The 14,902-nt window shown below is 67.9% G+C and carries 13 protein-coding genes; 1 reads left to right on the plus strand and 12 read right to left on the minus strand.

Going from position 1 to position 14,902, the window contains the following annotated elements:
- The 7 genes from J8I34_RS17730 to J8I34_RS17760 all read right to left on the minus strand — a co-directional run bounded on the left by J8I34_RS17730 (position 1) and on the right by J8I34_RS17760 (position 7,835).
- On the minus strand, positions 1 to 1,008 hold the full coding sequence (locus J8I34_RS17730) for a Bug family tripartite tricarboxylate transporter substrate binding protein (protein WP_209806601.1): 1,008 nt from the start codon (positions 1,006 to 1,008) through the stop codon (positions 1 to 3).
- Positions 1,009 to 1,017: 9 nt separating this feature from the next.
- On the minus strand, positions 1,018 to 1,845 hold the full coding sequence (locus J8I34_RS17735; RefSeq protein ID WP_209806603.1) for an IclR family transcriptional regulator: 828 nt from the start codon (positions 1,843 to 1,845) through the stop codon (positions 1,018 to 1,020).
- Between the two features lie 611 nt (positions 1,846 to 2,456).
- Positions 2,457 to 3,188, minus strand: coding sequence for an SRPBCC family protein (locus J8I34_RS17740; protein ID WP_029047247.1), 732 nt, complete (start codon positions 3,186 to 3,188; stop codon positions 2,457 to 2,459).
- Entirely contained in the window at positions 3,178 to 3,654 is a 477-nt protein-coding gene (locus J8I34_RS17745; RefSeq protein ID WP_209806605.1) for a (2Fe-2S)-binding protein, read from the minus strand. Before J8I34_RS17745 ends, J8I34_RS17740 begins: the two co-directional genes overlap by 11 nt.
- Positions 3,655 to 3,663: 9 nt before the next feature.
- Positions 3,664 to 4,530, minus strand: coding sequence for an FAD binding domain-containing protein (locus tag J8I34_RS17750; protein WP_209806607.1), 867 nt, complete (start codon positions 4,528 to 4,530; stop codon positions 3,664 to 3,666).
- The gene (locus J8I34_RS17755) at positions 4,523 to 6,832 is read right to left on the minus strand and encodes a xanthine dehydrogenase family protein molybdopterin-binding subunit (protein ID WP_209806609.1); all 2,310 of its coding nucleotides are present in this window, start codon (positions 6,830 to 6,832) and stop codon (positions 4,523 to 4,525) included. Before J8I34_RS17755 ends, J8I34_RS17750 begins: the two co-directional genes overlap by 8 nt.
- Before the next feature lie 58 nt (positions 6,833 to 6,890).
- A complete protein-coding gene (locus J8I34_RS17760) occupies positions 6,891 to 7,835 on the minus strand; it encodes a Bug family tripartite tricarboxylate transporter substrate binding protein (protein WP_245175989.1) in 945 nt (314 codons plus the stop codon).
- Positions 7,836 to 8,204: 369 nt separating this feature from the next.
- Between J8I34_RS17760 and J8I34_RS17765 the strand changes: the two genes are divergently transcribed.
- Positions 8,205 to 8,720 (plus strand): MarR family winged helix-turn-helix transcriptional regulator, encoded by a 516-nt coding sequence (locus J8I34_RS17765; RefSeq protein ID WP_029047252.1) that lies wholly within the window; start codon positions 8,205 to 8,207, stop codon positions 8,718 to 8,720.
- A gap of 89 nt (positions 8,721 to 8,809) precedes the next feature.
- On the opposite strand, the gene J8I34_RS17770 is transcribed toward J8I34_RS17765, so the two are convergent.
- The 5 genes from J8I34_RS17770 to J8I34_RS17790 form a co-directional block, all read right to left on the minus strand.
- Positions 8,810 to 10,234 (minus strand): MFS transporter, encoded by a 1,425-nt coding sequence (locus J8I34_RS17770; protein ID WP_371748096.1) that lies wholly within the window; start codon positions 10,232 to 10,234, stop codon positions 8,810 to 8,812.
- 237 nt (positions 10,235 to 10,471) lie between these two features.
- Positions 10,472 to 11,428: a PDR/VanB family oxidoreductase gene (locus J8I34_RS17775; RefSeq protein ID WP_209775312.1), complete on the minus strand. Its 957-nt coding sequence runs from the start codon at positions 11,426 to 11,428 to the stop codon at positions 10,472 to 10,474.
- A gap of 29 nt (positions 11,429 to 11,457) precedes the next feature.
- The gene (locus J8I34_RS17780; protein WP_029047254.1) at positions 11,458 to 12,432 is read right to left on the minus strand and encodes a VOC family protein; all 975 of its coding nucleotides are present in this window, start codon (positions 12,430 to 12,432) and stop codon (positions 11,458 to 11,460) included.
- A gap of 23 nt (positions 12,433 to 12,455) precedes the next feature.
- A complete protein-coding gene (locus J8I34_RS17785) occupies positions 12,456 to 13,934 on the minus strand; it encodes an aldehyde dehydrogenase (RefSeq protein WP_209775313.1) in 1,479 nt (492 codons plus the stop codon).
- A gap of 159 nt (positions 13,935 to 14,093) precedes the next feature.
- Positions 14,094 to 14,894 carry an aspartate dehydrogenase gene (locus J8I34_RS17790; protein ID WP_209775314.1) on the minus strand — a complete coding sequence of 267 codons (801 nt, stop codon included), beginning with the start codon at positions 14,892 to 14,894 and terminating at the stop codon, positions 14,094 to 14,096.
- Positions 14,895 to 14,902 lie beyond the last annotated feature (8 nt).

A 14,902-nucleotide genomic window follows, 5' to 3' on the forward strand; every position in this document is an offset into this window, starting at 1 on the left:
CTATTCCGCGGTAATCCCGTACTCGCGGATCAGCTTCGCCCATGACGCGGTTTCCTGGCGGATGCGCGCATCGAGCGCCTGCGGCGTGCTGCCGGCCGGTTCCATGCCCTGGCGCTGCAGTTCCGCGCGCACTGCCGGCGTAGCCAGCAAGGCGCGTACGTCAGCGCTTAGCGCATCCGCCGCCTGCTGCGGCGTGGCCCTGGGCACCAGCAGCGCATACCACGAACTGACATCGATGCCGGGCACGCCCTGCTCCGCCAGCGACGGCACGCCCGGTGCCGCCGGCGAGCGCCTGGCCTGCGTCACGGCCAGCGCGCGCAACTGGCCCGACTGGATGAACGGCGCCAGTGTCGGCCAGGTGCCGAACAGCATCGGCACCTGGCCACCGACCACGTCGTTGAGCGCTTGCGTGGTGCCCTTGTATGGCACGTGCAGCAGCGCAATGCCGGCCTTGTGGCGGAACAGCTCGCCAGCCAGGTGCAGCCCGCTGCCGACACCGGGGCTGGCGTAGCCCAGCGGCTTGCCGCGCTTGTCGGCCTGCTGCGCCAGTTTCACCAGTTCCTGCACGCTGTTCGCCCTGACCGACGGATGCACCGCGAGCACGTTGGGCGAGCCCGCCAGCAGCGACACCGCGCGAAAATCGCGTTCGACGTTGTACGTCAGCGCCGGCATCAGCGTGGGATTGATGGTGAGGTTGCCGGCCGGCGCGACCAGCAGCGTGCAGCCGTCGCCAGGCGCGCGCCGCACGGTGTCGATGCCGATATTGCCGTTGGCGCCAGGCTTGTTGTCGACCACGAAGGGCGTGCCGCGCTTCTGCTGCAGGCCGTGCGCAAGCGTGCGCGCCAGCTGGTCGGCCGGGCCACCGGCGGGAAACGGCACCACGATGCGCACGCTGGCGCAGCTGGCCGCCTGCGCTGTCTGCCCGGACATGGCTGCGGCCAGGACCATGGCCGCACCCAGCCATTGGCGCCAGCGCGCCGAACGCTTCGATAGCCTGAGTTGCTGCATGTTGCTGCCTCATACAAACGGTTTCGGCATGACCGGACGGTAGTCGAGCAGACGCGACAGCTCCGCCGCCGCCTGCCTGACTTTCTCGACCATGCCATCCAGCTGGTCGGGTTCGATGCGCGCGGCGGGAATGGTGGCACCGAGCGCCGCCACCACCTTGCCGGTGCGGTCGCGCACCGGCGCCGCGATGGTCGAGATGCTGGCCTCGAAGAAGCCTTCCTGCAGCACGTAGCCACGCTCGCGGTCGCGCTGGACCATTTCGTACAGCTCCTGGACCGTGCGCGGGGTACTCTCGGAATACACTTCGAGCCGGTCTTCCGGATACAGCGCGCGCAGTTCTTCCAGCGTCAGGTCTTCCAGCAGCACCCGGCCCAGCACGGTTGCATGCGCCGGCAGCCGCGTGCCGACGTTGACCGTGCTGGCGAACGGCCGCGCCGGCACCGACTTGGCCACGTAGACGATCGAGCGCCCGTCGCGCACCACCAGGTTGCACGGGTAGTGGATCTCGTCTCGCAGCCGGTCGAGCAGCGGCCGGCCCAGTTCGGTCAGTTCCAGCGAGGCCAGGTAATCAAAACCGAGCCGCAGCACCGCCATGCCCAGGCGGAATTCGCGCCCGCCATCGGTGCGCTCGACAAAGCCCATCATTTCCAGCGTGGCCAGCAGCCGGAACACGGTCGAGCGCGGCACCTTGAGGCGGCGCGCCAGGTCGGCGGCGGACAGGGTGCGCTCGCGGCTGCTGAACTCGCCCAGCAGCCGCAGGCCGCGCTCCAGGCCGGGCACGATGTATTTGTCCTGGCCGCTGTCCTTGTCGTCCTCTTGCGGCGTATCGGTGGTCATGGTCTGTCTCTGCAGGTTTCGGTCTTGGCGTGACGCTTTCATATATCACGCCTGAAAGCGATAGGGTACCTGTTCTGCGGACGAAGACCCTTCTTTGGGGGGGCGGGCTTGTGGAATTGACGTGCAACCCTTCGTTGAGGCGCCGGCCCTCTCCCCCGGCCCTCTCCCGCAAGCGGGAGAGGGGAGCAAACAAGCGGGAAGGGACAGGCCTGCGGGCTCGTCAGCGATAGCACCAAGCGAGCGCAGCGACGCATTCCGTGCCCGGGCCCCCGACCTGAGATGCTGCCGGCGCGCAGCGCAGCCGTAGGCGTTCCTGCGTTGCCGTCAACAGCAGGGGCCCCCAAACCTTCTGGGCTCGTTCAACCAGCATGTCAATTTCGCCGCCGTGGTGCACCCTTGCGGCAGGCAGTCGCGCTATGTGAGGAAGCCCAGCCCCGTACGTGAGCCCTCGCACGCTACGATAAGAGTGGCCGCCCGCAGGGCAGTAAACGCGCTTTCTGGTGACTCTTTGTCGCTCGGACAAAGAGTTACCCGCCCTTTAGGGCGGAACCGGGCATATCAAATATCCACCAGATGCCAGCCGCAGCCCCAGCAAACCAAACAAACAAGCTTCACCGCAAATACTCCCGCAACCAAGCCGCACACTGCTCCCCCTGCGCCGCAGGCCATCGCACCACGATCGTCTCGTCGCGACGCCGCAACTCCACACAAATATCGCTCAGCGGCCCGCGTGCGGCACCGCCACGCCCGAGCAGCCGCGCAACCAGGCCGGGCGCCGGCGACGGCAGCACCGCATGGCCATTTGCGGCAGGCGCGGTGCAGGATTGCGAGCGCACTGGCGAGGACGGCTGCGGCTTGGCTACCGCTTGCGGTTGTGATTGCGTTTGTGATTGCCCCTGCGGCGACAGCCGCGCCAACAGGTTGGCCCCAAACTCATCCCACATCCGATCCGCCTTGGTCTTCATCACGCTCAGCCCGAACGTGCCAAGCCGCCCCAGCACATCCACCTGCACCCTGATGCGCAACTGCGTCGAGCCATCTTCCTGTCCGGTCAGGAAGATCTCGCTGGACTGGCGCAGCGAACTCGCCACCGATGCGTCCTCGCCGGTACCCTCGGTGCGCAGGTAATGCGGCGCACGGGTCTCCACAATCTTCGTATGCAGCCGGAAGCGCGCGTTGATGAAGGCGATCTTCACCGCCATATGCGCGATGTACTCGACATCGCTCAGGACCTCGATCGATTCCATGCCGGGCACGCAGGCGCCCATCACGTTGGGATCGAGCAGCAGCTCCCACACGCGCGCCGGCGGCGCCGCGGTCACAAGGGTCTTTTCAATTTCCACGCATTTTCTCCGCGGCGGACAGCACGGATTCGACGATGCCCACATAGCCGGTGCAGCGGCACAGGTTGCCGTTCAGGCCGTGGCGGACTTCGTCTTCCGTCGGGTTGGGATTGTTGGCAAGCAGCGCGCACGACGCCATCAGGAAGCCGGGCGTGCAATAGCCGCACTGCAGCCCGCCGTTGTCCATGAAGCACTGCTGCAGCGAATGCAGCTGGCCGTCGGCGGCCAGCCCCTCCACTGTCATCACGTGGCGCCCGCGCACCTGCACGGCAAGCATCAGGCAGGACTTGACCACCTCGCCGTCGACCAGCACGGAGCAGGCGCCGCAGATGCCGGTCTCGCAGCCGCGCTTGGTGCCGGTCAGGTTGAGGTCGTCGCGCAGCAGGTCGGAAAGCAGGCGCCGGGCCGGCACCTCGACCTGGTGTTCTTCACCATTGACGGTGAGTTCGATACTGACTTTGTTCATGGCGATTCCTTACTCCGGGGCCACGCCGAACAGCCCGGCAATGGTGCGGCGCGCGACCACGCGCACCATCTCGCGGCGGTACGCATCCGAGCCGCGCATGTCCGAGACCGCATTGATATCCATGGCGACGATGGCGGCCGCCTCGGCGGCCAGTTCAGACGTCACGGTCTTGCCCGCGAGCAACGCTTCGGCGCGGCGCAGGCGTGCCGGGACCGGCGTCGACGCGCCCACTGCCAGACGGGCCTCCACGCAGAACGCGCCTTCGCGGCGCACCGCCAGCGCCACGCTGGCCAGCGGCCGGTGCTCGGCGGCGGTGCGCAGGAAGCGCGCGTAGCGGCCGTCGGCGCCCGCGCCCGGCGCGGGCAGGCGGATCTGCGTGACCACCTCGTCGGGCGCCAGCGCGGTCACGTAGTAGTCGACCAGGAAGTCTTCAATGGGGATCACTCGCTCGCCGCCGCTGCCGCTGACCACGACCTGCGCCCCCAGCGCCATCAGGCAGCCCGGCGGATCGGTCGCCGGATCGGCGTAGCAGAGATTGCCGCCGATGGTGCCCTGGTTGCGCACCTGCGGGTTGGCGACGCGCGCGGCCATGCTGGCCAGCATCGGGTAATGCGCCTGCACCAGCGGTGAACGCGCCACCTCGGCATGCAGCGTCAGCGCGCCGATGCGCAGTCCGTCGCGGGCATCGAAGCCGATGCCGCGCAGGGCGTCCAGCCGGCCCAGCGACACCAGGTGGCTGGGCGTCAGCATGCGCTGCCGCATGCCGAGCATCAGCGCGGTGCCGCCGGCAAAGACGCGGCAGCTGTCGCCAAGGTCGGCCAGCATGCGGCTGGCTTCGGCCAACGACGCCGGCTCCAGAAACTCGAAATCACGCATGGGCGACCTCCGCGTCCCGCTGCTGCAATGCACGCAACCCCGCCAGCACCTTCTCCGGCGTGATCGGCAGCGACTGGATGCGCACGCCCACCGCATCGAACACGGCATTGGCGATCGCAGCCGCGCCCGGCAGGATCGCAGTCTCGCTGGCACCCTTGGCGCCATACGGCCCGTTGGGATCGTTCGATTCGACCACATCGGTGCGCAGCATCGGCACCGCGTCGGCAGTGGGCATGGTGTAGTCGGCAAAGTTGCCGTTCATCAGGCGGCCTTCCTCGTAGTGCAGGTTTTCATACAGGGCCCAGCCGATCGCCTGCACGGTGGCGCCATGGGTCTGGCCATGCACCGCGAGCGGGTTGATGGCCTTGCCGCAGTCGTCGGCGACAAAGCTGTCGATCACGGTGACCTGGCCGGTGCAGGTGTCGACTTCCACCTCGACTGCCTGCGCCGCGAACGAGTGCGACGGCGCGACGTTGCCGTAGTAGCTGGCGTCATGCATCACGGTAGGCGCGTCATAGGTGGCGCGCACATGGATGCCTTCGCCGCCGTGGCGGAAGATATGCAGCCGCGCGATCTCGGCCAGCGTGGCGGACTTGTCAGGCTGCCCGGTTGCAACGATGCGGCCATCGGCAATCGTCAGATGCTCGGCCGCGACGCCCAGCTTCTCCGCGGCCAGCGCCAGCAGCTTGTGCCGCGCCTCGCGCGCGGCGCGCAGCGCCGCGTTGCCCGCAATGATGGTCACGCGCGACGCCAGCGAGCCCAGGCAGAACGGGGCGGTATCGGTATCTGGCACCATCACCGTCACGTGCGACAACGGAATGCCCAGTTCCTGCGCGCAGATCTGGCTGAGCATGGTGTTGGCGCCCTGCCCCATGTCGCATTCGCTGGTCTGCAGCATCACGCGGCCGTCTTCGTTGAGCTTGAGCAGGATGGTCGAGCCGTCCCAGTTGCCCAGCGTGCGGTTGCCGCTGACGTGCATCGCCGCCGCGATGCCAACGCCACGCCGGCGCGTGCCGGTGCCGCGCGCAGCGGAGTTCCGGGTGGAGCGCTTCTGGTCCCAGCCGATCGCCTTGCGCGTCATTTCCAGGCATTCGAGCATGCCGGTGCTGCTGATCTTCCAGCCATGCAGGCTGGTCGCGCCGGCGGGAATCGCATTGCGCTTGTGCACTTCGATCGGGTCGATGCCGAGCATGTCGGCGAGCACGGTCAGGTGGCAGTTCAGCGGGAACTGCATCTGCTGCCCGCCGAAGCCGCGGAACGCGCCGCGCGGTGGATTGCTGGTATAGGCCATCACCGCGTGCGAGCGCACGTTCTGCACCTGGTGCATGTTGTCGCTGCGCATGGCGGTGACGTGCATCACGTCGCCGGCGAGGCCGGCATACGCGCCGCACTCGGCGGTGATGCGCACATCCTTGGCCACGATCATGCCGTCCGCGGACAGGCCCATGCGCAACCACACCGTCATCGGCACGCTGGCGCGCGCGCCCTGGAAGTCCTCCAGCCGGTTGTTCACGAGCCGCACCGGCCGGTCCAGCTTGCTGGCCAGGAAGGCACAGATCAGGCTGTTGTTCTCCTCGACGATCTTGGCGCCAAAGCCACCGCCGGTGGTGGCCTGCACCACGCGGATGGTCGACACCGGCCGCTCCAGCGCCTCGGCCAGCCGCATGCGCGCCAGGAACACGGATTGGGTGGAGGCCCACAGCGTCAGCCGGCCATTGCCGTCCTGCGCGGCGACCGAGGCCATCGGCTCCAGGTAGCCCGGGTACTGCGAATGCATTTCGTAGGTGGCCTCATACACGGCGGCGGCCACGGCAAAGCCCGCTTCCACGTCGCCACGCTCGATCCGCATTTCGTGGCCGATATTGCGCGTGCCGGCGTGCAGTTCCGGCGCGCCCTCGGCCAGCGCCGCCGCCGGCGTCAGCAATGCCGGCAGCGGTTCGTAATCGACGCGGATCAGGTCCAGCGCATCGCGCGCCACCTCGTCGCTGACGGCCACCACCGCCGCCACTTCCTCGCCCACGTGGCGCACCACGCCGCAGGCCAGGATGCGCTGCTCCTTGCGGTGCGGTCCCCAGTTGCGGGCGGGCACGTCGTGCCCGGTCACCACCAGCCTTACGCCGGGCAGCGCGCGCGCCGCCGAGGTGTCGATGCCGACGATGCGCGCATGCGGGTGCGGGCTGCGCAATACCTTGGCGTGCAGCATGCCGGGCAGCTTGATGTCGCCGGCATACTGCGCGCGCCCCATGACCTTTTCCCGCGCGGTCACCTGCGGCGTGGACGTTCCCACGATGGCCTTGCTCATGCCGGCCTCCTGCGTGTCGTGTGGCAAATTACGTGTTGCATGAATGCGCTGGCTGCCCTCACTCCGCGGTGATGCCGAGATCGCGGATCACCTTGCCCAGGCGCTCGTAGTCGCCCGCGTTGACCTTGTCGAGCGCGGCTGGCGCGCCGCCCACCGGGATGGCGCCGAAGGTGGCCATCTTCTCGGCCACGTCGGGCAGGCGGATGACTTCATTGAGCTGCTGGTTCAGCACCTTGACCACTTCCGGCGGCGTGCCCCTGGGCGCCATCACGCCATGCCAGGCGCCGACCACCACGTCCTTGTAGCCAAGCTCGGCCAGCGTCGGCACGTTGGGCAGGAGCGGCGAGCGCTTCGCGTCCGTGATCGCCAGCGGGATCAGCCGGCCGGTGTTGATGTACTGCGCCACCGGCCCCAGCGTGACGTAGGCGAAGTTCACATGCCCTGCCACCACGTCATTGACCGCCGGCGCCACGCCCTTGTACGGCACGTGCTGGATCTTCACGCCGGCGGCGCGGTTCAGCATTTCGCCGGCGATGTGCATCGGCGACCCGGCACCCGGGCTGCCATAGGTAAAGGCCTTGCCCGCCCTGGCCGCCGCGATCATCTCCGGCACGGTCTTGACGCCCGCGGCCGGGTTGGCCACCAGCAGCACCGCCTGCACCGCGGTCTGGATCACCGGCGTGAAGCCGTGCAGCGGGTCGTAGCTGGCCGCCGGCGCCAGTTTGAGGACCATCGGTGCCAGCGTGAACGGGTTCGGCGTGTAGAGCAGCGTGTAGCCGTCGGCAGGCGCCCGGCTGACAAAGCTGGCACCGACCACGCCGCCTGCGCCCGGTCGGTTCTCGACGATCACCGGCTGCTTCAGGCGCGCGGACAGCTTGTCGGCGTACAGCCGCGCCATGGCGTCGGTATCGCCGCCCGGCGGATAGGCCACGACCATGGTCACGGTCTTTGCCGGATAGGGCGCGGCCACCGCGCTGCCCGCGGCAAGTGTGAGCGCTGCCATGGCAGTGGCGGCAAGGAAAAGGCGGCGGGGGCGATCATGTCTCATCAACGGTTCCTGTGGGGCGCATTCGCGGCGTTGGAGTGGGCTGTCGTGCGCACCGCGAAAACAGGGTTGGCTCGGGGATCACATCTCTGCGGATGTTTTATTAGCAAAACGTATGTTCACATCAGGAACGTGACTACTGTAGGCCGCCAATTTTGACAACTCAACTTACTGAAATCACCAATTGACTTTTGATACGTGCCGATGGATTTTCCACCGGTGGTAATGACGAGACATTGGTGCCGGACTCGCTGCCGCCTGTGAGACAATCTGGCCGCCCACCGGCCCGGACAAGCCTGGCCGGCAGACACCAGAGAAGAGGACCGCATGCCCCGTGACGCCGCGCCCGCCCAGGGCCAGCCCGCGCCAGACCTGACCGCCAGCCCGTGGACCGACCTCGACGAGGCCGGCAACGGCCTGACCGTCGACAATTTCCTCACTACGATGCTGAGCCAGCTGGTAACGGTGCTGCGCAGCACCGTTACCAAGCCCTACGCGGAGCAGTTCGGCCTGACCGTGCCGGAGTGGCGCATCCTGGCGCTGCTGGCGCATGCGAAAGAACTGCCCTTCTCCGAGCTGGTCACGCAATCGACCTCGGACAAGGCACTGGTCAGCCGCACGCTGCGGCTGCTGGAAGACCGCGGGCTGGTACGGCTGACTTCGGCCGGCAACACGCCGCGCAAGAAGCTGATCTGCGCCATCACCGAAGCCGGGGCGGCGCTGCACGACCAGGTGATGCCGCTGGCTCGCAAGGGCCAGGCGGAAGTGATCCGGATGCTGTCGCCGGAGGAAAGGGAGGCGGTCTACCTGGGGCTGCGCAAGTTGCTGCGGGCGCAAGGCTAACGCAGCGCCAGGTCGCACAGCAAAAGAAAAAGGCCGCCCCGGATCCCGGCGCAGCCTTCAAAAGATGAACGGGACGAGCACGCGCCCGTTCAGACCTCCAGCTCCTCCAGCACCTGCCCTTTGGTCTCGATGCCGAAGAAGTGAACGGTGAGCGCCGCCAATGCGGGGACCACGGCCAGCGCGAAGAACGCCACGTTGAGCGTGCCGTTGCCGATGGTGCCGGCGATCAGCGTCGGCGCGAAGATTGCGGCCAGCTTCAGCCAGGCGCCACCAAGCCCGCAGCCCATCGCGCGCACGCTGGTCGGATACAGCTCGGGCGTATAGACGTACGCGGTGATAAAGCCGCTCGCCAGGAAGCCCATCGCCAGCGCGCAGAAGGTCGCCACCACGTACACCGACGAGGCGTGGAACACGCCGGCCAGCACCAGCGACAGCGCGCACAGCAGGAAGGACACGTTGATCACCGGCTTGCGGCCGACCTTGTCGACGATCATCGCGCACACCAGCGAGCCGACCACGCCCAGCACCGAAGCGCCCGCGGCGAGGTTCAGCGCCAGTTGCAGCGGCGCGTGGTAGACGGTCTTGTAGACCGTGGGCAGCCACGTCGACAGGCCGTACTGGATAAAGCCGCAGGTCGCCCACAGCATCCACACCGCGATGGTGCGCCCCAGATAGGCCTTGCTGACCAGGTCGCGCACGCGGCGGCGCGGGTGCTGGGTCATGCGGTCGTAGGCGCTGGCGTTCTGCGGCGGCGGCAGCGGGGCCCTGGCGCGCGCCTCGAACGCGCGCAGCGCGGCGTCGGCTTCTTCCAGGCGGCCTTTCTCCGCCAGCCAGCGCGGCGATTCGGGAATCACGCGCTTCAGGATGAAGAACAGCACCAGCGGCACGCCGCCGATGAAGTACATCACCTCCCAGCCGTAGTGCGGCACCAGCCAGGCGCCGACGCCGTTGGACACCATCAGGCCGATCGGGAACACCACCTCGTACAGCAGCACGAAGCGCCCGCGGCCATGCGCGCGCGTGACTTCGTTGATATAGGTGGCGGCAACCGGCAGTTCGCCGCCGAGGCCCAGGCCCTGCACGATGCGCAGCAGCAAGAAGATCTCGAACGACGGCGCCAGGCCGCAGGCAATGCTCATCAGGCCGATGATGCCCGCGCTCCAGCCGATCGAGCGCAGCCGGCCGAAGCGCTCGGCCAGCCCCGGGAACAGCAGCGCCCCGACCAGCTGGCCGACCGACGGTGCCGCGATCAGGACACCAATCTGCATCGGCGTCAGCGACCACTGCGCGATCAGCAGCGGCAGCGTGGCGGCAATGGCGATGACGTCGAAGCCGTCGAAGAAGGTGGCCAGGCCGATCAGCAGCCGGGCGCGGACATGCATGGCGTTGCCCGGCATGCGTTCGATGCGGGCGACGATATTGCCGCGCGTGACCGGGCCGCTGCGGGCGGTGGCCGTGGCGGCGCCCTGGCCGGCACTGTCGGCCGTGGTCACGATACCTGCGGTGGCGGCCACCGGTGCGCCGGGGGACGCTGCGTCTTGTCTCTGGGTGAACACGGTACTTCTCGGTTGATTCTGGGGACGGCCCGCTTGCGGGAGGTTTGCTCCCCTCTCCCGCTTGCGGGAGAGGGGCCGGGGGTGAGGGGCGGCGGCTCTAACGGCGTGGTGCCTTGCCAAACCACCCCTCACCCTGCCCTCTCCCCATGAGGGGAGAGGGGAACACCGTCGGTGTTCAGTGAGTGTGCGGCAGGATTACAAATCCAGCACCAGCTTGCTGCCCTTGCACCCGGATACGCACACCATCATGGTCTTGTTGCTGGCGCGCTCGCTGTTGCTCAGCACGCTGTCGCGGTGGTCCGGGCAGCCTTCCAGCACGGCGGTCTCGCACGAGCCGCACACGCCTTCGCGGCAGCTGTACTCGACTTCCACGCCGGAATCGAGCAGCGCATCGAGCAGCGACTTGCCCGACGGCACCTTGACCAGCGAGCCGGTGCGCGACAACTGCACCACGAACTCACCTTCCTGCACCGCCTCGGTCGACGGGTCGGCGGCAAAGCGCTCGATATGGACGTTGGGATAGGCATGCGCCTCGCACGCGGCCTCGAACGCATTCAGCATCGGGCCGGGGCCGCAGCAGTAGAAATGCGTCTGCGCGTCCTGACCGCCCAGCATGGCCTTCAGGTCCGGCGGCGCGCCCGCTTCGTCGTCGAAATGGAAGCGCACCGCGTCGCCGTAGGCCGACAGCGTTTCGACGAACGCCGCCTCGGCGCGCGAACGCGCGCAGTAGACCAGCGTGAACGACTTGCCCAGTTCCGCCAGCCGGCGCGCCATGCAGACGATCGGCGTGACGCCGATGCCGCCGGCCACGAGCACGGTGTGCGCCGCGCTCTCGTCCAGCTCGAAGTTGTTGCGCGGCGCGCCTACCGTCAGCGTGGCGCCGACGCGCAGCTGCTCGTGCACGTAGCGCGAGCCGCCGCGGCTGCCGCGGTCAAGCAGCACGCCCACGGTGTAGCGGTTGCGCGCTTCCGGCGCGCCGCACAGCGAGTAGCTGCGCACCAGGCCGTTGCCCAGGTGCAGGTCGATGTGGGCGCCCGGGCTGTACTCGGGCAGGGTCTTCCCTTCGGGATCTTGCAGTTCGATGCTGACCACGCCGCGCGCTTCGTAGCGCATGGCCTGGACGCGCAGGGTCAGGGACTGGTGGGCACTCATTGCTGCTTCCTTCTGTTGCGCTTCTCTGCTTACCGCTTCTCGGTCAGGAACTTGCCTGCCGGGCCGCCCGCGTTCTTCTGGCGGCGGGTGTTGCCGTCGATGCCGCCCTCGATCGCCCATTCGGCGAACATGGTCGGGCCCGGTTCGAAGGCACGCGGCTCCCAGTGTTCGTCGAGCTGGTCTTCATCGGCGTAGTACTCAATCAGGCCGCCGGCGGGATTCTTGAAGTACCAGAAATAGGCCGAGGAAATCGGATGCCGGCCCGGGCCGAGCTGCGTGTCCCAGCCCTTGCGCGAGACGTGCATGCCGCCGCCGAACACTTCATGGATATCGCGCACGGTGAAGGCGACATGGTTCAGGCCGCTTTTCGGTTCCGGCAGCTGCAGCAGGAACAGGTCATGGTGGCCGCCGTCCGCCGTGCAGCGCAGGAACGCGCCACGGTCCGGGTAGCGGTCAGAGGGCACGAAACCGAACTTCTCCACATAGAACTGCTCGGTGGCCTTGACGTCCTTCACAAAGAACACCACGTGGCCGACTTCGATCGGCGTGGCGTGGTCGTAGATCGGGCTGCGCTGGTTCATGCGCGGCTTGTCGTTCCACGTGTTCATCAGCGCGCATTCGACCTGCACGTCATGCTTGTGCGTGACCTGGAAGCGCACGGCCAGGCCGTTCGGGTCCGTGCAGCCGATGCGCAGCGTGTCGCCCTCGCCTTGCCTGATGAAGCCCGGCGCATCGGCGATCGCGCCGGCCAGATGATCGAGCGATGCCTGCGATTCGACGCCCCACACCACTTCGCGCAGCGTCGGGCCGGCCTCGATCGCGGGCGGCAACGAAGGATCGTCGATGCGGCGCACCAGCACGCGGCAGCCGTTCAGCGTTTCGAAGTCCAGGCCCTGCGCGTCATCGCGCTTGATGGCCAGGCCCCAGTCCGAGAAAAAGCCCCGGCAGGCGTCAAAGTCATCCGCGCCGTAGACGATCTCGTCGATTCCCAATACCTTGATCATTGCTTCTCTCCAGCCTGCCGGGTTCAGTGGTTGGCCCACGGCAGCGGTTGTTCGTTCAGGCCCCAGTACACGCTTTTCTGCTCCATGTACTGCAGGATGCCCAGCCGTCCCTTCTCGCGGCCGAGGCCGCTGTCGCGCCAGCCGCCGAACGGCGTCGCAATCGAGAACTGCTTGTAGGTGTTGATCCACACGTTGCCCGCTTGCACGGCACGTGCCACGCGCCAGGCGCGCTTGTAGTCGCGCGTCCAGATGCCGGCGGCCAGCGCGTAGACGCTGTCGTTGGCCTGTTCGATCAGGTCGTCCTCGTCGTCGAACGGGATCGCCACCAGCACCGGGCCAAAGATCTCTTCCTGGCAGATGCGGGCGTTGTTATCCAGGCCTTCGATGATGGTCGGCGTATAGAAGTAGCCATTGGGCAGGCCGGCCACGTCGGGACGCAAACCGCCGGTGCGAAGCTGGCCGCCTTCGTGCACGCCGGTCGCGACATACGATTCGATGCTGTCGCGGTGGCGGTCGGTGATCAGCGGCCCCATCTGCGTGCGCTCGTCGGCGGGATCACCCACGCGCAACTGCGCGGCCCCGTGCGCCAGGCGGTCCATGAAGGCCTCGTATTGCGAACGCGCCACGAACAGGCGCGAGCCCGCGATGCACGATTCGCCCGACGAGCTGAAGATGCCGTACAGCACGCCGTTGACCGCGTGGTCGAGTTCGGCGTCGTCGAACACCATGGTCGGCGACTTGCCGCCGAGCTCCAGCGACACCGGCATCATCTTGTCGGCGGCGATATGCGCGATGTGCTTGCCGGTGGTGGTGCCGCCGGTGAACGACACGCGGCGCACCAGCGGATGCTTGGTGATGGCGTCACCGATCACCGAACCCTTGCCGGGCAGCACGCTGATCAGGCCCTTGGGCACGCCGGCTTCTTCGCAGATGCGCGCCAGTTCCAGTGCCATCAGCGGCGTGACTTCGGCGGGCTTGACCACCACGGCGTTGCCGGCGGCCAGCGCGGGCGCCATCTTCTGCGCCTCGCTGGCGATCGGCGAGTTCCACGGCGTGATCGCCGCGACCACGCCCATCGGCTCGTACACGCTCATGGTCAGGCAGTCGCCGCGCTGCGGCGTGATGGTTTCTTCCAGCGTTTCGCAGGCAGCGGCAAAGAACTGGAAGGTGCCGGCGGCACTGGCGACCAGCGCGCGCGTCTCGCTGATGGGCTTGCCGTTGTCGAGGCGCTGGCGCTGGGCCAGCGGCTCGGCTTGTGCGCGGATCAGCTCGGCCACGCGGTACAGCACGGCGGCGCGCTCGTGGGGCTTGCGCTGGGCCCAGCCGCTGGTCTCGAACGCGCGCTGCGCGCCCTGCACTGCTTCTTCGACGTCGGCAAGGCTGGCGGCATTGAGTTCGGCGACGACTTCGCCAGTCGCGGGATAGCGCGTGGCGTAGCGGTCGCCGGTGCCGAGGCGCCATTCGCCTGCGATGCAGATGGGAAGTACTTCTTGTGGGTTCATGTCGTTGCCTGCTATGTCTGTCGTTGCCTGCGGTGCTGTGCTGCCGGCCTTACTGCGTTGTTTCGCTGCGATGCCCCCACCCATGCTGCGGCGGGACTCCCCTCTCCCGCAAGCGAGAGAGGGGAGCAAACACGCAGCGGTCGTTGGCGCCTCAGTCCCTTAAATCGAAACCGCGTGCGCCCGATTCCCCAGCGCCCGCACCACGCTGAACACCGTCAGCGCCGAAGTCTTCGGATTCGCCGCCAGCGGCTTGCCGCGCATCGTCAGCTCAAACCCGCCGAACGCCCCACGCGCTTCCACATGATGCACGTTCTCCACCGCATGCGGATCGGCCAGCAGCTTCACCGACGTGCGGTCCAGCCCGAGGCCGGCCAGCGACACGGTGGCGGCGACGTTGGCGTTCTTCGGGTACAGGCGCGCGGCATCGCGCGCCGTGCCTTCGAAGATCACCGTCGTCTCGGTCAGCGCATCCAGGTCGAACAGCTTCTCGGCCGGCGTGCCAACCCACGCACGCGCCGGCTTGCGGCCCGTGTAGATGACTTCGTCCAGCCCGCCGACGCGGGCCGCGGCCAGCGCGTCGATCGCGCCGATCGCGCCGGACAGCAGCTGCACCTGCGTGCCGCCGCGGCGCGCCGCCGCCTCCAGCCGCTCGGCCATGCCGGGCTCGGACAGCGCGCCCACCGACACCACCATGCACGGGATGCCGCGCTCCAGCGCCGGCACGATGTGCTCTTCCAGCGCATGGTGGCCAGCGCACTCGACCAGCAGGTCGGGACGCTGGTCGTCCAGGTGCGTGGCCACGCGGGCGCTGGGCGCCAGCGCGGAGAGCGCGCCGCGGGCCTCGTCCATCGCGCTCTCGGGCACGATCACCACGTCGAAGGCGACGTCGGGATCGCTCTTGAGCAGCTCAAGCACGCCGCGGCCGATCGCACCGCACCCAATCATGGACACATGCAGCATTTTTCTGC

Source organism: Cupriavidus phytohabitans, from assembly GCF_017815025.1.
Classification (GTDB): Bacteria; Pseudomonadota; Gammaproteobacteria; order Burkholderiales; family Burkholderiaceae; genus Cupriavidus.